Origin of the sequence: Chryseolinea soli, from assembly GCF_003589925.1 — a bacterium.
Classification (GTDB): Bacteria; Bacteroidota; Bacteroidia; order Cytophagales; family Cyclobacteriaceae; genus Chryseolinea; species Chryseolinea soli.
The window spans coordinates 4,257,050-4,278,880 of record NZ_CP032382.1; the positions used below are offsets into that span (position 1 = coordinate 4,257,050).

At 52.6% G+C, this 21,831-nt stretch carries 19 protein-coding genes; 5 read left to right on the forward strand and 14 right to left on the reverse strand.

All coding sequences use genetic code 11. The annotated features are described in order from the left end of the window. Window positions 1-23: 23 nt before the first annotated feature. Window positions 24-764 carry a 3-deoxy-manno-octulosonate cytidylyltransferase gene (gene kdsB, locus D4L85_RS18225; RefSeq protein WP_119755640.1) on the reverse strand — a complete coding sequence of 247 codons (741 nt, stop codon included), beginning with the start codon at window positions 762-764 and terminating at the stop codon, window positions 24-26. Further along, on the reverse strand, window positions 765-2,108 hold the full coding sequence (locus tag D4L85_RS18230) for an NfeD family protein (protein ID WP_119755641.1): 1,344 nt from the start codon (window positions 2,106-2,108) through the stop codon (window positions 765-767). Window positions 2,109-2,233: 125 nt separating this feature from the next. Between D4L85_RS18230 and D4L85_RS18235 the strand changes: the two genes are divergently transcribed. The 3 genes from D4L85_RS18235 (at window position 2,234) to D4L85_RS18245 (ending at window position 5,616) form a co-directional block, all read left to right on the forward strand. Further along, entirely contained in the window at window positions 2,234-3,019 is a 786-nt protein-coding gene (locus tag D4L85_RS18235) for a DUF4905 domain-containing protein (RefSeq protein WP_160143814.1), read from the forward strand. Next, window positions 3,012-4,118 carry a LysM peptidoglycan-binding domain-containing protein gene (locus D4L85_RS18240; protein ID WP_119755643.1) on the forward strand — a complete coding sequence of 369 codons (1,107 nt, stop codon included), beginning with the start codon at window positions 3,012-3,014 and terminating at the stop codon, window positions 4,116-4,118. The genes D4L85_RS18235 and D4L85_RS18240 overlap by 8 nt, the downstream gene beginning before the upstream one ends. Before the next feature lie 244 nt (window positions 4,119-4,362). Then, window positions 4,363-5,616: an OmpA family protein gene (locus D4L85_RS18245; protein WP_160143815.1), complete on the forward strand. Its 1,254-nt coding sequence runs from the start codon at window positions 4,363-4,365 to the stop codon at window positions 5,614-5,616. Window positions 5,617-5,651: 35 nt separating this feature from the next. Here the strand turns inward: D4L85_RS18245 and D4L85_RS18250 are convergent, their stop codons facing one another. The 5 genes from D4L85_RS18250 to D4L85_RS18270 all read right to left on the reverse strand — a co-directional run bounded on the left by D4L85_RS18250 (window position 5,652) and on the right by D4L85_RS18270 (window position 8,732). Then, a complete protein-coding gene (locus D4L85_RS18250; protein ID WP_160143816.1) occupies window positions 5,652-6,257 on the reverse strand; it encodes a hypothetical protein in 606 nt (201 codons plus the stop codon). Window positions 6,258-6,356: 99 nt separating this feature from the next. Then, a complete protein-coding gene (gene paaD, locus D4L85_RS18255; protein ID WP_119755646.1) occupies window positions 6,357-6,848 on the reverse strand; it encodes a 1,2-phenylacetyl-CoA epoxidase subunit PaaD in 492 nt (163 codons plus the stop codon). A gap of 3 nt (window positions 6,849-6,851) precedes the next feature. Beyond that, window positions 6,852-7,322: a DinB family protein gene (locus D4L85_RS18260; protein ID WP_119755647.1), complete on the reverse strand. Its 471-nt coding sequence runs from the start codon at window positions 7,320-7,322 to the stop codon at window positions 6,852-6,854. Between the two features lie 39 nt (window positions 7,323-7,361). Continuing rightward, the gene (gene paaC, locus D4L85_RS18265) at window positions 7,362-8,117 is read right to left on the reverse strand and encodes a 1,2-phenylacetyl-CoA epoxidase subunit PaaC (RefSeq protein ID WP_119755648.1); all 756 of its coding nucleotides are present in this window, start codon (window positions 8,115-8,117) and stop codon (window positions 7,362-7,364) included. Window positions 8,118-8,132: 15 nt separating this feature from the next. After that, a complete protein-coding gene (locus D4L85_RS18270; RefSeq protein ID WP_119755649.1) occupies window positions 8,133-8,732 on the reverse strand; it encodes a phenylacetic acid degradation b in 600 nt (199 codons plus the stop codon). Between the two features lie 124 nt (window positions 8,733-8,856). Here D4L85_RS18270 and D4L85_RS18275 point away from each other — a divergent pair, with 124 nt between their 5' ends. After that, complete coding sequence (locus D4L85_RS18275) at window positions 8,857-9,096, forward strand: hypothetical protein (RefSeq protein WP_119755650.1); 240 nt, start codon at window positions 8,857-8,859, stop codon at window positions 9,094-9,096. Between the two features lie 3 nt (window positions 9,097-9,099). On the opposite strand, the gene paaA is transcribed toward D4L85_RS18275, so the two are convergent. The 7 genes from paaA to D4L85_RS18310 form a co-directional block, all read right to left on the reverse strand. Next, window positions 9,100-10,086 (reverse strand): 1,2-phenylacetyl-CoA epoxidase subunit PaaA, encoded by a 987-nt coding sequence (gene paaA / locus D4L85_RS18280; protein WP_119755651.1) that lies wholly within the window; start codon window positions 10,084-10,086, stop codon window positions 9,100-9,102. Between the two features lie 116 nt (window positions 10,087-10,202). Next, complete coding sequence (locus D4L85_RS18285; protein ID WP_119755652.1) at window positions 10,203-10,814, reverse strand: TetR/AcrR family transcriptional regulator; 612 nt, start codon at window positions 10,812-10,814, stop codon at window positions 10,203-10,205. A 246-nt stretch (window positions 10,815-11,060) separates the two neighbouring features. Further along, window positions 11,061-12,068 carry a hypothetical protein gene (locus tag D4L85_RS18290; protein WP_119755653.1) on the reverse strand — a complete coding sequence of 336 codons (1,008 nt, stop codon included), beginning with the start codon at window positions 12,066-12,068 and terminating at the stop codon, window positions 11,061-11,063. 6 nt (window positions 12,069-12,074) lie between these two features. Beyond that, entirely contained in the window at window positions 12,075-12,764 is a 690-nt protein-coding gene (locus D4L85_RS18295) for a hypothetical protein (protein ID WP_160143817.1), read from the reverse strand. Between the two features lie 77 nt (window positions 12,765-12,841). Next, on the reverse strand, window positions 12,842-13,429 hold the full coding sequence (locus tag D4L85_RS18300) for an RNA polymerase sigma factor (RefSeq protein ID WP_119755655.1): 588 nt from the start codon (window positions 13,427-13,429) through the stop codon (window positions 12,842-12,844). Between the two features lie 229 nt (window positions 13,430-13,658). Further along, on the reverse strand, window positions 13,659-16,070 hold the full coding sequence (locus tag D4L85_RS18305) for a PspC domain-containing protein (protein WP_119755656.1): 2,412 nt from the start codon (window positions 16,068-16,070) through the stop codon (window positions 13,659-13,661). Window positions 16,071-16,094: 24 nt separating this feature from the next. Beyond that, window positions 16,095-16,430, reverse strand: a complete 336-nt coding sequence (locus D4L85_RS18310; RefSeq protein ID WP_119758849.1) for a PadR family transcriptional regulator — start codon at window positions 16,428-16,430, stop codon at window positions 16,095-16,097. 443 nt (window positions 16,431-16,873) lie between these two features. Between D4L85_RS18310 and porU2 the strand changes: the two genes are divergently transcribed. After that, complete coding sequence (gene porU2 / locus D4L85_RS18320; protein ID WP_160143818.1) at window positions 16,874-21,778, forward strand: putative type IX secretion system sortase PorU2; 4,905 nt, start codon at window positions 16,874-16,876, stop codon at window positions 21,776-21,778. Window positions 21,779-21,831: the final 53 nt, after the last annotated feature.

Genomic DNA, 21,831 nt, shown 5'->3' on the forward strand with positions numbered 1-21,831 from the left:
GGCGGGCAAGCAAAGAAATCCACTTATGCTTTTAAGTACTCGATGGCTTTTAGCAGGTCGTCGGGCGTGTCGATTCCGAAGGTTTCTTTTGTGGTTTCCACGACGGTGATTTTAAAGCCGTTTTCCAGCCAGCGCAATTGTTCCAGTGATTCTGCTTTTTCCAAAGCGGAAACAGGAAGTTGTGTTAGTTTTTGGAGGATGTCGGAACGGTAGGCATACATGCCGACGTGTTTGTAAAATCGATGCTTTTCCAGCCACAGGTTTCGCTCGGTGTTCCGGATGTGGGGGATGGCTTCGCGGCTGAAATACAAAGCTTCGCGTGCGGCGTTCAACACGATCTTTACTTCGCTGGGATTGAAGAGTTGTTCCAGGTCGTCGATGGCTTTGATGAGGGTGGCGATCTCGGTCTTGCCGTCGAGGGTGGCGGCGACGAGGTCGATCTGGTCGGGTTGGATGAAGGGTTCGTCGCCCTGGATGTTGATGACGTAGTCGAATTTTTCTTTTTGCAGGGCCAGGGCTTCGTAGCAGCGGTCGGTGCCGCTCACGTGGTCTTCGCGTGTCATGCAGACGTCGCCGCCGAAGGATTTCACATGGTTGTAGATTTCTTCATGGTCGGTGGCTACTACCACTTTCGACAAGCTTTTGGCGGCTGCTGCCTGTTCGCATACCCGTTGGATCATGGATTTTCCGTTGATGTCCACCAACGGCTTGGCGTGAAACCGCGATGATGCATACCGCGCGGGTATCAGTCCGATTATCTTCATCTATTGTTCGGTTAGTTGTTTTACTTGCACACTGGAACCTGTCTCGCTGATCACCTCCACCGAAGCGCCGCGGTCGATGTATTCGCCGCGGGTGAAGGCATCGTAGAGATGTCCTTCGATGATCACTTTGCCACTGGGGCGCAGCACGGTGTGGGCCGTGCCATTCTTGCCTTTTAACGATTCCTTGTTGAAGTTGCTGTTGTAGCCTTCACTGCTGTCTTGCGTGTGGGTGAGGGCCACGCGTTTGTAGAAACGGGTGTCGGGCAGCTTGGCGCCGCCGATAAAAAATAAGATCACACTTCCCAGCAGTCCGCCCACTGCTGCGGCGAGGGCGAGCAGGATGTCGTTCATGCGTACGAATTCAAAATCGAAGTCTTTGTTGTTGATCATGATCAGCACCAGCGACCCGACCGTGAGCACGATCCCCGCAATGCCGGCCACCCCAAATCCGGGAATAACAAAGACCTCCGCGGCAATCAGCGCCATCCCGATAAAGAAGGCGATGATCTCCCAGTTCTGCGCCAGGCCGTTGAGGTAGTAGGGCACCAGGTAGAGCGTCAACGCGACCACGGCGGCAACGGCTGGGAAGGTGGCACCGGGTGCCTGTAGTTCAAAATAGATCCCACCGAGGATAATAAGGATGAGCACGCCGCTGATGAATGGGTTCAGGAAAAAGGCGACGATCTTGTCTGCCGCGCTCAACTCGTATTGGTCGAGGGTGTAATCTTTTATGTTGTTCTTTTTCAGGATCTCTTCCACGGAATTTACCTCGCCTTCACAATATCCGTTGTGAATGGCTTCGGAAGTGGAGAAGGTGATGACCTGGCCAATTTTTTTGATGCTGTCGATCTCCACTTGTTCATCTACCATTCCTTCGGCGATGGTCGGGTTTCTTTTGTTGACCTCAGCCGTGGAACGCATGATAGAGCGCATATAAGACTGATATTTGTCGGGAGCCTTCTGCCCACTGCCGTCCACGACGGTGGCCGCACCAATACTAGCCCCGGGCGACATGTAGATGCTGTCGCAGGCAATGGAGATGAGTGCGCCGGCCGATGCAGCGTCGGAGTTGACGAACACCCAGACCGGTTTTTTCACTTTCAGGATCATGTCCACGATGTCTTTGGCATCGGTGAGCACGCCGCCGTAGGTGTCCATTTCAATGATGATGATGTCGGCGTTTGTTTTTTCGGCATGCTCCAGGGCCAGCGACACGGAGCGGGTCATGCGGGGGTCGATCTCGTCTTTGATATCCATCACCATCACCCGCTTTTGCTGGGCCAGGGTGGAAATAGACGATACAATCAGTAGGAGGAGGGCTAACCAGGGTTTGAGCGTTTTCATATCGGGGTGCAGGCTTAAGCCGATAGCTATCGGCTCCGATAAACTATCGGCTCGATAAACTAGCGGAGGGATCCGATAGTTATCGGATTCCTGTTTTAATTTGCATAAAATTAAGATTAAACCGGTTGGGGCGTAGCATAGAACACAACTTTTCGCATGTTTTTGACGGCACCGTATGGAACCTGCTCGCCTCCGAAAAACACGACGTGCTCATTGTCGAGGTGCGTAACCACGAAAAAAAGCAGGTTACTTTCTCGGCTTGTCATTGCCAGACAGGCCAATTCCTCTGGCGCGACGTCACCTTTGATGAGCCGTGGTGGATCAACCTGGCGGGCGTAACGGGCGATGTGGTGCTCTTTACCTTGTACCTGGAAACGCAGAATCCCGATCGCAAGGGCGTGTTGGCCTATCACCTCATCGAGCAGAAGATCCTCTGGTGGAACAATGATCTGTCTTTGACGGAAGTGTCGGGGGCTTTCGTTCGAGGTATTGCCTCGAAGTATGGTCACCGCGAGGTAGTGCTGGATGCCGCAACAGGCCAGGCCGTTGATCCCGCGCAGGCGGTCCAGGCGCCTGTATCCTCGGCGATCCGGAGGCCGTATCAATACCTGGAGGAGAACCCGTACTTTGCCACGGTGAAAACATTTTTGGAGGAGAAATTCAATTTATCTCCCGTGGTAGCGTTGGAGTATCTGGAGCATGATGCATTGATTTTTATTTCCTTTTATCTCCGGGAGGAAGAATTGGCGAATTATTTGATGGTGCTTTCGGCAGAAGCCAACGTGTTGTTGAAAGAAAAATTAGACGAACAGCGGAAAGGAATCGGTCTGGATACTTTTTTCATCCTTTCAGGTTGCGTATTTTTCGTGAAGAATACAAGAGAGTTGGATAGTTACAAGATCTATGATTAATGAATTGATATTGGCGGGTGTCTCATTTTTTCATCCGCAAGTGCAGCAAGATTCTATCGGAACAGAGACCGTGAACGGCAAGATCTTCGTGCTCCACCAGGTAGACGAAAAAGAAACCCTTTACGGCATCTCGAGACGCTACGGCGCCACGGTCGAATCCATCGTCCAATACAACCCCGGGGTCGACACAGGGCTGGAGATTGGCAAGGTGCTGCGAATCCCCTATACACCACGCACCACGGCCAAGAAGGCCGAGGGCGGCACCACACACATTGTGGCGGCCAAGGAAACCCTGTTCTCCATCTCCAAGCAATACGGCATCACCGTAGACGAGCTCAAGCAATGGAACAACATCACCGACAACAACCTGTCCATCGGCCAGGAGATCATCGTCAAGAAAGGCGGCCACACGACCGCTTCGACATCGCAGGCTCAAACGCAAACACAGACACAGACGACGGCCACGCCTCCAGTCGCTGCCCCCAAGAAGGGTGTTCACATCGTAGCCTCTAAGGAAACCCTGTTCTCCATCTCCAAGCAGTATGGCATCACCGTGCAGCAGCTCAGGGATTGGAACAAGCTGGAAGAAAACGACATCAGCATCGGCCAGGAACTGGTGGTGGCTGCTGCCGGCCTGAGCCAAGCACAGGTTCAAACCGCGGCGATCCCTCCGGTGGTGGAAGTGAAGAAAGATGCGACCGAGATAAAGAAAGAACCTGAGACAAGGAAAGAACCTGAGATAAAGAAGGAACCTGTCGTCACGACCACACCCAAAACGCCTGTCAAGGAGCCCGCTAACATTGTCATCTCCGAGTCGGTGAAGAACAGCGACGAGATCGTACAAAGCGGGCTGGCCGAGCTCATCGAGGGCACCGACGGCAACCGGAAATACCTCGCGTTGCACCGCACCGCTCCCGTGGGCACGATCCTGAAAGTGAAAAACGAAATGAACAACCGCGAAGTCTTTGTGCGGGTCATGGGCAAATTGCCCGACACGGCCCTCACCGACAAGCTGGTCATCAAAGTTTCAAAATCAGCGTATGACCGTCTCGGCGCCATTGACCCGCGGTTTCGGGTAGAGGTGACGTATTATAAGTAACGGCCATCGCCGTTGTCTCGCCGTTGTTGGTGTTCGTGCCGCCGTTGTTGGTGTTCTTCACCAACAACTCATCCGGCCCGCGTTATTGTCCTTAGTCAACAATACAAAGCCGTCCATTGGGTCGTACCATGCATTTATTGATGCTCGCCATCCAGTGTTGTTGGTGAAGAACACCAACAACGGCGGCAGCCGTCCATTGGGTTGTACCCTTGCATTTATTGCTGCTCGCCACCCAATGTTGTTGATGAAGAACACCAACAACGGCGCCACCAACAACGGCGGCAAGATTTTCTTCAGCCCGGACAATATTTTCCCTTTTTTTGCTTTAGGAAAAGGAATGATCCGCCTTCGCCGGCGGGTGATAAACCTTTACACGACCATGAAGCTTGCGCTGCGTTCTGAACTCCTCTTCACAACGTTCACCGCCCTGTTGACCGTGGCCCATCTCGGCGCCCAGAACCTGGTGCCCAACTCCGGTTTTGAAGATTACGATCGCTGTCCTGGCAGCTATACGCAGGACAAAGCCGAGTTTAAAATACCCGGCTGGTCTTCCACCACCGCCGGCACCCCTGACCACTTTCACGCCTGCAGCCGCGGCGAAGCCGGTGTGCCCTACAACTGGGCCGGGGTGGCCGAAGCCTACGAAGGACAGGGCTATGCCGGCCTCTATGCCTGGTCCGACAACGGCAAGAGCTATCGCGAATACCTGCAATGCCGCCTCACCACACCCCTCGTGAAAGATTCGCTCTACCACATCGAGTTTCGCTATAAATTGTCTTCTTATTCAATGTATGCCATCGACCGCATCGGCCTCCACCTGGTGGACTCCACGGCGCAGATCCGGCATGACAAAGTGTTGAAACTAAAGCCAACACTTTCCGTTGTCCAGGATTCTGCGTTGACTTTGAGGACGGGTTATTGGGAATATGCCACGATGGAGTATCGGGCGAAGGGAGGCGAAAAGTATTTGCTCATCGGCAATTTCTCTTCCGACGAAGACACGCACTTCTACAAAATCCAGTTTCAGCCCATTCAGGAGATCATGCTGGCCCACAGCGCCTATTACTACATCGACGATGTCCAAGTGATCCCGCACAACGCCGTGCCTGTAGAGCCGCCCAACGCCCCCATATTTTTGGCCGGCGAGGTGGAGTGGGACAAAGACTATGTGCTGCGAAACATCCAGTTCGAATTCGACAGCTACAAACTCCTTCGCTCATCGTTTGAAGAGCTTGACCAGTTGGTGGGCTGGCTCGAAACGCACCCCGACACGAACGTCCAATTCTCCGGCCATACCGATGATGTGGGCGGCGACCGTTACAACAAAGAGCTCTCGTTGAGGCGTGCTCAAACCGTGGCAGCCTACTGCACCTCGCAGGGTATTGCGGCTTCGCGGATTCAAATTTTCAGCTATGGGAAAAGCAAGCCGTTGGTGGCAGCATCCACCGAAGATGCCCGTCAGTTGAACAGACGGGTAGAGGCGAGGTTTGTGGAATGATTGACCCCGTTCGGGGCCCAGGTAAAGCAAGAAATTTATTCGACGGAGACCATCTGAAACAGGGGCTTCATTTCCAGGGAATCGCTGTGGGCGACTTCTTTCAGATAGGACTTGTTCCGGGTGAGGAACTGGTTGTAGTGGCTGGTGATAAAATCGTATTCTTCGCGGTAGTTGTTCACCCGCTGGTCGGCCTGTTGGATGTCGTCCACCAGTTTTTGCAGGGTGGTGTTGTAGGTGAATTCGCTTTTGGATTCGGTGAGGGTGATCAGCTCGTTGATGAGCGAGGTGGAGGCAAAATCATATTCTTCTACTACGTCGGCATTGCCCATGGACTTTTGCGTGTATCGCAATCGATAAAGCTGGCTCAGCTGCTCTTCGTAGCCGCTCAGCACATCGCGTTTGTCGGGGGTGGAAACGATGAGCTCGTGCAGCAGGTTGTGCATGGCTTTAAGCTTCTGGTTGTCGTCGTTGATCATCATATTCCACGACTGCAGCATGCTGTCCTGCAAGGCCAGGTAGCGGTCGGTAAGGGAATCGATCTTGGTGAAGGTGGTGGTGGGGCCATCGGCCTTTTTTTCCCCGCAGTTCATCAACGCTATTCCGCAACAGGAAATTAAAAGGATGGGAAGGACAGTTCTCATGATTTACGTTTGGCTCCTGTTGGTCAAATACGTGGCAAAGAAATGAAATGTTATTTGCGTTTCAGGTGATTTGTAATATATGTATGGTTTTTTGTGATTTTAAAGGGGCTTAAACTGTTCGAACGACTCCTGGCAGTCGAAACAGTAGTGAATGGACCGGCACAGGGTTGGTCCAAAGACATTTTTGAGCGTCGTATTCGTCCCTTCGCACCGCGGGCAGGACACGTGTTCCAGCACCTCCAGGTCGGTAAAAACCTTTGCCGGCAGGGGAGGGGCAAGCCCGAATTCTTTTAATGCGCGCCGTCCTTTTTCCGAGATCTTATCCGACGACCACGGATCGCGAAAGTTGACCACGATGCGCACTTCCGTCATTCCCCGCTGCAGCAACGTTTCGGTTATTTCCTGTTTCATGATGTCCAATGCGGGGCAACCCACAAACGTTGGCGTCATCTCGATATCCACCGTAGTGTTTTCCACCACCACGTCCGTAATTACCCCGAGATCGACCAGCGACAACACGGGGATCTCCGGGTCTTTCACGGCCTCGAGCCAGGTGTACACATCACGTGAAGTTGCCGGAGTAGGTTTCATTTTTTATTTATAAACAATGTCAAACGAACCGGGAATGATTTGGTTCAGGTGATGCTTCATGTGCTTCACATAATCTTCGGCCAGCCACTCCAACGTGCGCAGTTGAACGTCGTCCTTGCTGGTGTTGCACGCACGGGCATAGTTTTCCGGTGGCATCGTGTGCAGTACTTCGCAGATGCGTTCGTTCGTCAGTCGCCAGAGTTGGATCACGTCGTCTTTTGGAGCGTGGCCATAGGCGTTGGCATAGACCCAGAAGTCCTGGTGATAAACAATGTGGGGAGGGAACGGTTCGTACTGTCCGCAAATAAACCGGCGTAAATTATTTTGCGCCGAATCGATCAGGTGGCCGAGCACTTCTTTTTTACTCCACTTGTGCGGCAGGGGCTTTGCCGAAAATTCCGGTTCCGGCAGGTCACTGATCTTCGACGTATATTCGATTACCAGGCGGCGCAGTTCATCAATGGTGTGTTTCATGTCCAGTACTCTAAAATTTTAGCGCTTCCGCGCGATGCTTCACCAAGAGGCCGTGGGGTCGATGCGGAACACTTCACCCATTTCATCCAGGAGTGGGCTCAGGTGCTCGCTGTGTTTCCCCTGGCGTCCACCCAAAACCGGTGCGATCGTGTTCCATGCCGGCAGCGTCAGGTCGGTTTGGGAAATGACTTCCTCCACGTTCGTCCTCCAGCGTTCTTGTAACACTTCCTCCCCTTCGAATATTCCATCGGCAGCCAATTCTTTTTCCCACGGCGAGCGCTCAAAAATCCCTAACGCATAGGGCAGAGCAAACGCCAGTGAGTGTTGCAAACGGGAAATGCTTTCTTCGGTTGCCGTGCCCAGTTGTTTTATCCACGTGTTGGCATGCAGGGTATGATAGCGCAGCTCGCCATGGATCTTGTGGGCCAGTTGCGCCAAGGGTTCGTACGAGGATTTCCGCAGCAGGTCGAACCGGATAAGCTCGGCCGTGTCGTATAGAAAGTGACGGATCAGGCTGAAGTCGTATTCGCCGTTGGGGAGCTCCACAAAAATGCAATTGTGAAACTGGCCGGCCGGTCGCAGAAAGGCAACCTCATCCGGCGCAGGCTGTCCCAGGTTGTGCAGCAGTTCATACAAGGCCTGGCTGTGCCCCACCTTATCTTGCGCCATCGATGAAAAAGCGATGTCTTCTTCCAACAGCGGCCCAAAGCCTGTCCATTCGGAATTCCGGTGGCCGAGGATGAGTTGATCGTCTGCCATTTTGAAAAGTAGTTCGGTCAATGCTGGTGTGTTCATACGCTTTTGGGAAAACTATTTTGTGCGCTCTAAAAATTCTTTCAGTTTGTCGCCGCCTTTATAATCGCCGGCGTCGCGAAATTTTTTTTCCGGAAGGGTCGTCCAGAATCCGTTTTCTTCCGGCGAAGTAAATCGAATGTCACCGGTGCGCACTGCCCACACATTGAACACGACGGCGCCGCTGTTGAAGCGCTCGCGCGCACGGATCATGGCGTGGGCTGCGTCCGACGCTTGTACCGTTCCCACATGCACCGGCTGCTTGCCGCGTTTCAGCAAATGATAGATCTCAAAGGATTCTTCTTTCCCGTTATAACTTCCCACATCGGGCAGGGTGTCGTACACATTCTGATTTCCTTCCGTCACCGCCGAAACAAAGACGTTGTCTGTCTCCACCACATAGAGTGACACGCAGGTGAAGCGCCGCGTGAACGTTTCCTTGGCCAGCACGAATGCCATTTCCAGGTTGGGTGCGTGCACAGCGCCTTCGTGCTGAAACGGTTTGCCGTCTTTGGGCTGCACAAAAACTTCGAACGTTCCGAATTGATCCAGGGGCAAAGGCGCTCCCACCGGAGATGGGATGGGCAATCGTTCTACACGCGGATCGAGGGATTTCATATTACTGCAAGATTATTTTTTTTGAATTTCATACCGTATTCTCCCTCAGGGTTTTCCGTTCGTGTATTTTTAAAACTTTACGCCTGCAAATGGTGTTACCTTTCATGCTACCACCCATGCGCGTATGAAATACTTGGACTTTCTTTGGGCTTTGGATTTGCTTTATCGCTACTATCCGAAGTATCACTCCAACGAGTTGCTGCTGTTGGCCGATGATATCTGGAAGTGGATCAACAACGAACTCCCCGAAGACAGTAGCAGCCTCATCTATTTGAAGAGCTGTTTCGAATCGCCTTACGAAGCGTTCACCGCCGTTTGGAAAGAGATCTTGCTGCTGGCAGGTCCGTTCGCGCGAAACAATTGAGCATCACGCCAAAGGTTCTACGTATTTCATCGTCGCCGACCGCAAGGCTTCGCGCACCCATCTTCCCCGGGTCTCCGCCACCCTCCGCACTTCCAGGCGCTCCTTGTTGCACGGTCCGTCGCCATTGATCACGCGTTTGAATTCCTCCCAGTCGGGTTCTGTATATTCCCAGCGCCCGGTTTCTGCATTTTTTCGCAGCGCCGGGTCGGGGACGGTGAACCCCAATTCCCAGATTTTGGGCACATACATGTCGAGAAACTGGTTTCGCGTGTCGTCGTTGGTGGCCATTTTCACTTTCCAGTTCATGAGCACCTGGGTATGGGCCGAGATCTTGTCGGCCGGGCCGAAGAAATGCATCATGGGAGCCCACCAGCGGTTGATGGCTTCCTGGAACATTTCCCGCTGTTTGGGGGTGCCTGCTGCCAGATAGATCACGCAATGGTGGCCGTATTTGAGGTGGAATGACTCCTCGGCGCAAATCCGGTCCAGGGCGCGGCAATAGGGGCCATAGCTGCCCTTGACGTTGGCCAATTGGTTCACAATGGCCCCGGCATCGACAAGCCAGGAAATGAAGCAGGCGTCGGCCCAGGTAAAGGCCGGGTAGTTGAAGATGTTTGAATACTTGGATTTGCCCGAAATGAGGTCCTGGATCATTTGCTCCCGGGTCTTGCCCAGGGTTTCGGCGGCGCTGTAGAGCAGTTGGGCGTGACCCACTTCGTCCTGCACCTTGGCCATCAGGGCGAGTTTGCGTTTAAAACCGGGGGCGCGGGTGATCCATGTGCCTTCGGGCAGGGCTCCGATGATCTCGCTATGGGCATGCTGCTCGATCATGCGGATGAGCTGCTTGCGGTATAGTTGCGGCATCCAGTCGGCAGGCTCTATTTTTTCGCCCCGGGCAATGCGGGCCTCAAAAGCGGCCAGCTTTTCGGGGTCCTCCGTGGCCAGGCTGTCGGACGCTATTCCTTCAAAAGTATTTCCCCCACCGTACATAGTCTATTTGACGTTTAAACATGGAAAAACCGTTCACAGATATTTACCCGGTCAAATCCGTGACCCTGGTAATAGCAGCGATTTTACAACATTAAAACGTTTGAACCAAACGATTGTTAGCCGGCGGTGGTCGAAGTAGCCTTCAAGCCATTCACCAGCATGTCGGCCAGTTGGTCGCCCAGGGCCTGGGGGTCGATGGAAGAGTCCGGATCATACCACATGGGCATCCAGTTGAGGGACGAGAACAGGGTCATGACGGCCAGCTTCTTGTCGATCGTGCTCTTGAATTCGCCGGTGCGGACGCCTTCTTCGAAAATGGTCTTGAAACGGTTGATATAGTTGATGCGGAGCAAGAGGAAGTCGCGCAGATACGGCTCGCTGAGGTGGCGATGCTCGTTCATGAAAACAGCCGAGGCGGTGAGGTCTTTGGCCATCACCTGGATGTGGCCGATGATGCCGTTGCGTAGCTTTTCGCTGGCGGGCACATTTTGCTTCTCCACCTCTTCCAGTGATTTCCTGAATTCAGCGGCCATATCAAAGCAAAGGCTGCGTAGAATTTCTTCCTTGGATTTAATGTGTGAATAAAGGCTTGCTGCCTCGATGCCCAACAGTTGGGCGAGGTCGCGCATGGAGGCGGCGGCATACCCCTTGTCTTTGAAGAGTTCTGCGGCCTTCCGGATGACTTGTTCCTTCCTTGAAAGATTGGCGATGGCGTCTGACATACTCATTAAATAACTTAAAGTTAAAAAATTTAATCTGTTAATGAGCGTGAAATCTCAAAATGATATAAACCCACCACATTCGGGATTGTTCACCTTCATAAAACACAAACAATCGTTAGTAGAAAAAAAATCCCCAGGCGATTTTTTCACCCGGGGATTCGATGCTTCTGAGTTCTTAGTAGCCAGTAGCCAGTAGTCAGTACTTAGTAGTTAGAGATTGATGCTCATTGCTAAGCTACTGGCTACTTATTTCTAAAATATAATTCCGAAGCTGAAGGCATTCAATGCCGGTCCTTTGCCTGAGGAGAACAGTTCGTTCAGGTCGTAGTTGAGGAATAAGTCAGTGGCTCGGTAGCCGATCTGCAGACGGGCACCGTAGCGCACGCTGTTCAGGTAGAAGCTGTCGTGGTTCTTGTCCTTTTGCTTGCCGTCGTCGTGGTATACTTGTTTGGAGTGGCTGCCGATGCGATAGCCAACGTAGGGTCCGAGGCCAATGCGGAACGAGTTGTCGTAGCCTTCCCAGATGCGTGACTTGCGGCTGTGATCGCCGAAGTCGATGATGGGCACGAGCGAGGCCATGATGTAGGAAGCTGTGAGTTTGCTTTTGGTGAAGTTCAACTCGCGAGGGTCTTCTACAAAATGAACACCGATGTCGTCTTTCTGAATGAGCACGTTGTCTTGCTGGAATTTGAAGTTGTACCAGCTCACGCCCATGCCCCATTCCATGAAAAATTTCCTGCCCAGCCGCGTGCGTTGTATCGAGGAGAGGGCCACATACCACGAGCCCCAGGGACGAACCGAATACAGTGCGTTGTCGCTGTCGGGGAACTTGCCGTTATGCAGATAGTTGTTGGTGCCCAGGTCGAAGTTGAACGATTGCCACGTGCGACCCCAGCCGCGTTCGTGCACGTTCACTTTCCAGTCGTGATCGTCATCGTCGTCGTTGTCATCATGGCTGCTGCCCGAGTTGCTGCTCCAATTTTCTTGGGTAGGTTCGGTAGTGGCTACAGTGTTAGTGCTGGCGGAATCGTTTTTCACGAGGGCTGACGTATCGCTTTTTTCGATCTTCACCAGAATGTCCTGGAAGAGTTGCTGGAAGTCGTAGTGCTTTAAGATATCCAGGTCCTTGCGGTCTTTTATGGTGAAGATGACCCGGCTGGTTTTGCCCAGCTCTACGATCACCGTGTCGCTCTTTTGCTGGGCCATGCCGAAGGTGATGGTGGCGCCTAGCAGTAGCGTTAGTAATATTTTCTTGTCCATGTTCTTTTACTTGTTTTGTCCACGTTTTTCATTCTTAAAATTCAGCGCGAGAATTTCATTTTTCCGCTGCCGAAGTTCGCCGAACGGATCCTGGTTGTTCTTCAGGTCGTCTGCTTTCTTCAACAGCTTCTGAAACGTAGATGGCTTCTTCTCCTCAGAGGTTGCTTCAGCCAAAGCAACTTTATCCAAATATTTTTCCGACTCTGCCGCGGTGATGGTGATCATGATCTTTTTCGGAGCAGCATTGGCAGGCACAGTAGTTTCGGCAACAGCCGGTGCAGAAGTCTGTGGTGTTGAGGTCTCCATAGCAACGCTGTTTACAACGTCATTGGTATACGCCGGTTCGTTAGGGATGACGTCTGTCGGTGCTGGTGCTTCGTTCTTTTCTGCCTGACGCGGAAGTTCCTTTTTATGCGTGCCCGTGACCGCATGATTTCTTTTTGATTCGTGCGCAACACCTGCAGACGCCGGATCTTTTTTCAGTGGAGGCGAGATCACGGGTGTGGCCGACTCGGTTGTGGTGGTTGGCGAGGACTCTTTCTGAACGGGCTTTTGCGTTTTCGGTTCAGTGGTGGTTGCCGTTTGGGCGGCGTCTGGTTTGGTCATCCCAATCCATAGGGTATAGCTCACCAGGGCGGTCAACAGGAGGGATGCCGCTATTTTCCACCATAATCCTTTATGTGTTTTTTTTTTCAAGTTCTGCTTCGATCTTGTTCCAAGCCCGCGGAGGGGCCGGTTGTTGGTAGTTCTCCAGCTTGTCGCGGAAGAATTTGTCAGGTTGCTGATTCATCGCTGCTTAATTTTTTGTTCTCCACCCAATCTTTATCCTGTAATATTTTTTGCAAATAGGTCCGTGCGCGGCTCAGCTGCGACTTGGACGTATTTTCGCTGATGCCCAATTGTTCGGCGATCTCTTTGTGGGAGTAGCCGTCGATAGCGTATAAGTTGAAGACGATGCGATAGCCGGTGGGGAGCTCCTGGATCATTTTCAGGAGGTCTTCGGCTTCCAGGTGATCGCTCAGGCTGTTGTAGTCCGGTTCGCGGTCGGCCTGTTCCAGCTCGGTTTCCAGGTACATCGAGCGGTGGCGGCGCAGGTAGGTGAGCGCTTCGTTCACCACGATCCGGCGGATCCATCCCTCAAAGCTGCCCTCGCTCTTGAACTGCGCGATCTTGTCAAAAACCTTCATAAATGCCGTCACCAGGATGTCTTCCGCTTCCATCACGTCTTTCACGTAACGATAGCAGAGGCCATACATTTTTGACGAATAGGTGTCATAAAGCAGCTTCTGCGCGTTGCGATCGCGCCGAAGGCATCCTTTGATCAGTTCGTCTTCTTTTGCCCGGTAAATTTTGAATTGCATTTAAAGGGTTTCCAGCAGGTAAGATGCAGCGGTGGCAGCCGGGGTTGCGCGGCGTCTGAAAAATTGTTTCCAGGCGTCAAAACCCCGTAAAATACCTCAGCGCCTTAACCCGGATCGATGCGAAACGGTTAAGGCGCCGGTACAAAAATAGCGTTTACTAAAGTACCAGGCTAACCAGGTACACCAGCAGGAAAAGGATAAAAATGATCATAACAACAGGGATTGGGGATTAGTCTTTCTTTATAACGTTAGGGTTGCCCCGGTAGTCGATGTCGCTGGCCAGCCCTTCGTCCATTTCCAGGCTGCCACTCACATTTACTTTAGCCGAGGAGGCGCCGTTGGCGTCTACCATGGCATCTTGGACTTCCAGGTTGTAGGCCCGCAGCTTGGAGGCAAACTGCAGTTCGGCATCCAGGTTGGTCGCCCGGCCGGAAAGCTCGGCTTCCGATTTACCCGTCAGGTGGAGCACCACGTTGCGGGCGTCCAATTCGCCACGCACTTTCACCGGCCCGCGCAATTCGATGTCCAGGTTGTCCATCGTAAAACTTTCGAACTGCACTTTGCCATAGCCTTCCGCTTCAATTTTTTCAAGATGGGGCATGGTGATGTTGATCCGGATCTCATCGATGTCGGTCATTTCGCTATTCCACTTGAATTTCTTTTTGTTCTCATAGTTGATCACCAGCGTTTCGCCGGAGCGGAAAATTTTATACTTGTTTTTTTCCGATTCCGATCCGATCAGTTCCACGGCATAGTCGTCGCCGGATTTAATGTGCACATCGAAGACACCGCGGATCTCCAACTCATTGAAATCGCGCAGGCCGAATTCGTCTGTGATGGAATTCTTTTCTTCCTCCGATTTCGGGCATGTCAGACACGTCAACCCTTTTTCCGTCATCGTCCAGGTTTGGCCCTCCATATCGTCATACTCTACATATTGACTGATGAAACGGCTGGAATGTTCGTCCATGATGAACGGAAAGTTATAGGGAATATACAAGGTCATGTCCAGGCGCTGTGCGCGGAAGAGCGCGTCTTTGGCAAACAGGATGTTGGAGTCGAACGTGAGCACCGAGTCCTGTACGTCGACATGGTACTGGGCCATGTGGGCGTTCTCAATGGCTTGTTGCTTGGTCGTTCCCTGGGCTTTGAAGTTTTGTACAAGCTTCAGACCGGGGCCCTCATATCCTTTCAAGGTCAGGGTAGCGGCGTGGTAATCGTCCATGCCCACTTCGTTGATCTTGAGCACGGCAGTCTTGCCGTTGATCTTATAGGTGTCCTCCACCTTGTATTCGCCTTCCTCCTTGAAGGAATAAACGATCTTGGGAATGCCCACGCTCAGCATGGCGATGCTCACAAAGAACAGGACAAACATGGTCCAGCCCACGGTGGGATTGAAAACATATTTCTTGGCAATGATGGACGATCCCAGCAAGGTGACAAAAGAAGCGGGGATGACCAGGGCCAGAAAAGCCGCGAACACGATCCATCCGGAGAAGCTGTTGGTGAAAGCTTGCAGGGGCAAGCTCATGTCGGCCTGGTTCACCCAGGAGAAAGCCGAAGCTGAGAACAGCCCGATCAGAATACCGCCACAAATGATGGCCGTCAGCATCAGGCTCAGGCCCACCAGGATCACAACGATACCGATGGCGACTCTCAACACTTCTACCAGCGGCACCAGGATCTTGCCCAGGACGCTCAGCAGCAAGCCGATCAATCGAAAGGGAAACAACAGGATCTTGGTGGCCAGGTTTTCTTGCTTTCCGGTGCCCGTGTCACCGAGATTTTTTTTAATGTTCGACTCGATATTCGACAGCGTCACGGGTTCACCTTGCATCTCCATGCGATCGGTAAGGCTTTTTGCCTCCGGCAAGGCAATCCACATGATGATGTAGATCAGGAAACCCACGCCGAAGAAGATGGTGAACAGCACGAACAACAGCCGCACCGCCACGATGTCCATTCCAAAATAGGCAGCTACACCGCCCGACACACCGCCGATCACTTTGCGCTCGGGGTCGCGAAACATCTTTTTGCCCATGTCGGTCTCTTCCAGGTCATACGACCCGGGCACCACGATCCACATCACGATGTAGACTAAGATGGTGAGGCCATAGGCAAAGGCCAGCAAGCCGAAGAAAAGCCTGATCCACACCGGGTCTATACTGAAGTAGTTCCCAATACCCGAGCAGACACCGCCCAGGATCTTTCGCTTTTGGTCGCGCAGTAGTTGCTGGGAAGGCCGGAAAGTTTTGCCGCCGCCCATGCCCGTGCTGGCGCCGCCGCCGTCAGATGACGTGTTGGTTTCCGCTTCGGCCTTTTGGGAATTCTGGGTACTTTGACGGCTCGCCGTTTCGGGGGCGCCATCCGTTTCCTCGGCAGCCTTGAAGTCGCTAACACTACCCATGGTAGCCACCAGCGCGTGCACATCCTCGGCCGTGATCACCTGCTTGCCCTCGTTGAGCTTGGACAGGAAGATCTCCGCTACACGGCTTTCGATGTCGGCCAGGATCTCGCTGCTATCTTCGAAGGTGGCGAAATACTTGTTGATCGAGTCCAGATATTTCCGGAGCGTATCATAACCATCCTCTTCTATATGAAAGATTATACCGCTGATGTTGATGCTTATATTTTTTTTCATAACTCTGTAAGTCTCGTTTGGGGATTAAGCGATGGGTCTGGAGGTGATCATTTGGGTAGAGTGCACAAGGTCGTCCCAGGTCTCCGTAAGGCTTCCCAGGAATTTGCTTCCCTTGTCGGTGAGCTTGTAATACTTGCGGGGAGGCCCGGATTTGGATTCTACCCATTTATATTCCAGCAGCCCGGCGTTCTTAAGCCGAGTAAGAAGGGGATACAGCGTGCCCTCCACGACGATGATTTTTGCTGACGTCAATTCATCCAACATATCTGACGCGTAAACTTCGCCCCGCGAAATTATGTGGAGGATGCAGTATTCCAATATTCCCTTCCTCATTTGTACTTGCGTGTTTTCGAGATTCATACCGCCCTTATTTAGTTCTTCTAATTCTTTATACGCAAAAGTACTATGTATGACCAAGTACCTTTAGAAAAGTTTAAATTTTTGTAAAAAGTGCCTTATTTATGCTAGAAACGAGGTTTGTGTTTCCAACCTGCCGACCACTCGCCTTCGAGAAAGGCCGATTATGTTCATATATGGACAGCGTTGTGTTCAAAATTTGTGAGACTTGGAGGGAATTCAGCCCCAAAATTTTTGTCAAATCGTAGTGACAACCGCGCAGGCGCGTATCCAGCAGGGATTTTTGTGTTTTGTGTTCCAGAATCGTTGTTGACATAACCGAGATATAGCAATTGCCATGCAGGAGTGAAATCGCGTTGGCGATTGGCAGAACTCCAGGCGTCTCCTGCTTTTTGATTACTTTCGCATTTCGTTTGGTATTCACCATGAGGGCTGTTCGCTTGTTGATGAGATCTTCGTACCTGGCTGTTTTCTTCTGGCTTTTCGTGGCTTTCTCAGCCTATTCGCAGGTAGGAAACGAGTGGATTGATTTTAGCCAGCCCTATTTCAAAATCCCCGTCGCCAAGGAAGGCATTTACCGGCTCACCTATTCCGATCTGCAAGCCGCAGGTTTTCCCGTGGGCGCTGTCGACCCATCCCGCATCAAAATTTTTCACCGCGGTGTGGAGCAGTCCATTTATGTAGAGGGGCAAGGAGACGCGCAGTTCGATGCGGCGGATTTTATAGAATTTTACGGCCAGCGAAATGATGGCACCCAAGACGCCGGGCTTTACAAACCGGTCACGGCCCAGGTCAATAAATATTATAACCTGTATAGCGACACCACCTGCTATTTTCTCACCATCGCCGGCACATCCGGAAAGCGGATGGACAACTTCTCGGAGGCACCCGGGGCTTTACCCACGGCCACCTTTCACTACGATGAAAAACTATTGGTGCTCACCACCAGCTATTCGACCGGTACAGAATTTGGCGACATTCAGAATTCTTTCTACGATGTGGGAGAGGGATGGATGGGCGAGCCGGTCTATGAAAATCAGTCGATCAATTATGTCCTGAATAACGTCTTGCAGACCGTTCCGGCGGGTGGCGTGCCCGTGGTGGAAATTGAAGTGGTGGGCAGGGGCCCTATGCAACATTCGGGCGAGGTTTACATCAACAATCAATTCCTCACGTCTTTTCAATTCACCGGTTTTGACACCTACACCTTCAGCCAGACGCTGGACTGGTCCATGATTCCCGGCTCGGGGATCGTAACGGTGACGCTAAAGGCCATTGGTATCGGCGGCGCGCCAGATCGGTTTAGTACGGTCTATGTCAAATTAAGATATCCTCAAAAAACAGACGCCGCTTCGGCCGCCGAGAAAACTTTTGTGTTGCCGGCAGATCCCACGGGGAAGTCTTATGTACAGATCGAAAATGCTGCCGGGCTCAGATTATTCGACGTGACCGATCCCAATGCGGTCACCGCCATCGGCACCACGTTCTCCACGACGCTGAACGCTGTGGTGCCCGCGACGGATACGGAAAGGAAAATATACGGCACGACGACGGTTTTTACGCCGGCGATCAAACCGGTTAGTTTCCGGCAGATCAACCCGGCGCAACATGACTATATTATGATCAGCCACCCGCTGCTTCGGAAGGCGGCTGCCGGATACAGCGATCCGGTGAAGGCGTTTGCCGGCTACAGGGCTTCCCCGGAAGGTGGCGGCTATGACACGTTGTTGGTCAATGTGCAGCAGGTGTACGATCAGTTTAATTACGGCGAACCTTCGCCCACGGCCATTTTCAATTTTATGAAATACCTGGCCGGCGTGAAGATGCCGAAGTATTTATTGTTGGTGGGAAAAGGGCTCGACGTATACTACCGTTATTTCCGCAACCCCCCCAATAGCTTGGGAGAGTTTCGCGATCTCATTCCTTCGTCGGGCGTTCCGGCATCCGATGCGGCCTATACGGCTGGGCTGGGAGGGACGATCTATGAGCCCGCCGTCGCCACGGGACGCTTACCCGCCCTCAAGGCCGACGACGTGGCTGCCTACCTGGACAAAATAAAAGAAATGGAAGCCACGCCATTCGATGACCTCTGGCGCAAAAACATTCTTCACCTCAGCGGTGGCATCGAAGAAGGTGAGCCGCAGTTGTTCCAGTCGTACCTGAAAGGATTTCAGACCATTGCCGAGGGGTATCACTATGGAGCCAAAGTGGCCGCGTTGGCCAAATACTCCAAGGAGATCCAACATGTGAACATTGCCGAACAAGTGAATGCCGGCCTGAGCCTGGTCACGTTCTTCGGCCACTCGTCGGTAAGCACGCTGGATTTTGATGTAGGCTATGTGACGGACCCGGTGCTGGGGTATAAGAACAAGGGAAAATATCCCATCCTGCTGATGAACGGTTGCAATGCCGGTTCATTCTTTGTGAACTACACCTTGTTTGGTGAAGACTGGGTGGTGGCCCGCGACAAGGGAGCCACCGGCTTTATCGGTCACAGTTCCTTTGCTTTTGTAGAGCTATTAAAAAAATACTCTGAAACATTCTACCAGGTAGGCTATGGCGACTCCACCTATATCCGGCAAGGCATCGGCGACATTCTGCGGGAGACCGCCAAGCGCTATATGGCAGATGCCTTTGTGTCGCCGGCCAACATCAGCCAGGTTCAACAGATGATCCTCTTGGGCGATCCCGCGGTGAGATTGTTTGGTCCACGCAAGGCCGACCTGGAGATCAACGACAATAATGTTTCCTTTGAATCTTTCGACGGCCAGCCCATCACGGCGCTGGTGGATTCATTTGCCATAAAGATGATTGTTCGCAATTTTGGCCAGGCCAAGGAGAACACCATCCGCGTTGAGGTGCTGCGCACGCTGAACGACAACTCCACCATCACCTATGACACGCTGATCCCCGCGACGAAATACAGCGACACGCTCACGTTTGTTATCCGCAAAGGAAGAGAAGAAGGATTTGGGAACAACACCTTCCGCATCACCCTCGATCCCGATAACATCTTGCCCGAATTGAATGAGGAAAACAACGTAGCCGGCAAGACCTTGTTCATTCCCTCCAATGGCACCAAGAATTTATTTCCTTCGGCCTATGCCATTGTCAATACCGTGCAGGTCAGTGTATCTTTTCAATCAACCGACTTGTTGTCGGCCGAGCGCGACTTCTTATTGGAGATCGACACGGCCTATACCTTCGACAGCGATTATAAAAAACAGTTCAAGCTAAAGGGTCAGGTGCTGGCCCGGCAGGAAATAGCCATGCTGGACGCCGACACCCTCGTATATTATTGGCGCACCAAACTGGCCGATCCCAAGGCCGGCGAAAGTGAAGAATGGACGTCGAGTTCGTTTACCTATATTAAAGACGGCCCCGAAGGATGGGCCCAGGTAGACTTTCCACAATACTTGTACAATGATGCCGTGGGTTTGACGAAAGACATTCCCCCAGGCAAATTTGAATTCCTCGAAACCGTTACCCCGGTTTCGTTGACGGTCTATGGAAGTTCCAATCCGAATTGGGCCACGTTGAGCGTGAAGATCTCCGGTGCGGAATATAATCTAACCCGCCAGGGTTTTGTCTGTGGGGGGAACACCATTAACCTGATTGCATTCGACCGCAAGTCGACCACGCCGTATATCGGCGTTCCCTTTAAGTGGTACAATCGCAACGGCCGGGCTTGTGGTCGTGAGCCTTGGGTGATCAACAGCTTCCAGGCTTCGCAGCTGGTGACCGGCAACAACGACGACATCATTCAATATGTAGACAATATCCACGCCGGCGATTCGGTGCTCTTGTTCAGCTATGGCTACCCCGGGATCATCTACTGGCCCAGCGCAGCCAAAACAAAACTGGCGGAGTTGGGGATAGACGCGGCGTTGTGGGATCAGCTCGTGGTGGGCGAGCCGATCATTATTTTCGGACGCAAGGGAAGCGCCCCGGGAACGGCAAAAGTTTTCCGCAGCACGCAGCCGTCACCCGCTACTGCTGTGCTGAACGTCAACCAGACCATCACCGGCGGCTATTCGTCGGGCACCATGAGTTCCGGTCTGATCGGCCCGGCTGCAGCTTGGGCCTCCTTTAGTAGCCGCACCCGCGACGTGGAGGCGACCGATGTGGTGAGCTTCGACATCGTGGGCGTGAAGCTGAATGGTGCCGAGCAAACGCTGATGCCCGATGTTACCGGCGATCAGAATCTGACGACCATCTCGGCCGACGACTACCCGTATCTCAAAATCATTTACAAGACCGGCGACGACACCCAACTCACCGCCGCTCAATTGAAGAATTGGGTGGTGGCCTACACGCCGGTTCCCGAAGGCATTCTGGTATACCACGGCAAAGCCGAACAGGAAAAATTGAATGAAGGAGATTCCTGGCAGGGGGACTACGGTTTTGTGAACATCAGCAACAAGACCTTCAAAGATTCCCTCACGGTTGCTTACGACATCTTCAACCAAACCTCGCGGACATCGCAGAACGAGCACATCAAGATCAAAGCCCCGGCGCCAGGCGACACCACCGCGTTTTCCGTGCGGGTGAATACGACCCAAAAAGGAGGACTGAACGACATCGATGTTTATGTCAACCCGCGTGTGATGCCCGAACAGTATTATGACAACAACATCCTGCAGCTTGCCGCTCACCTGGATGTGCATGTGGACCGGCTCAACCCCGTGTTGGATGTGGTGGTCGACGGACGGCACCTGGAGAACGGCGATTTTGTTTCGCCCAACCCCGCCATCGTGGTGAAGGTTTGGGATGAGGACCCGCTGGTGTTGAAAAAGGACACCACCGGCGTGCGCATTTTTCTGACTTACCCCTGCGACCAGGAAACTTGTCCGGCCACTGCCATAGCGTTGGGCAGCGAAACGGCGAAATGGTATCCGGCGACAGCCTCTACGCCGTTCCGGGTGGAATTCAACCCGCGACAATTGGCCGACGGCACCTACACCTTGCAGGTGGAAGGAGCGGATGCGCGGGGAAACAAGAGCGGTATCGAACCCTATGTGATCACCTTTGTGGTGAAGAACGAAAGCACCCTCACCGTGACGCCACCCTATCCCAACCCGTTTAACTACCAGGTTTATTTTGGCGTGGTGATCACCGGCGACTTGCTGCCCGACCAGGCTACCCTCGAGATCCTGAACGTGAACGGCCAACAGGTAGCAGCTTTCGATACGGAAGATTTCCCTACTTTTCACAGCGGCAAAAACGAGATCGGGTGGGATGGCAGTGCCCAGGGAGGAGCTCTTCCTAACGGGGTCTATATCTTCAAGCTGATGCTCTCCGTGGAGGGAAAAATGGTTACCCGGCAGGGCAAAGTGGTGTTGCTTCGGTAGTTTCCGTGAGAAGAATGCTTATCCTTTTCAAGGGGTGAATGGCGGGTCAGGAG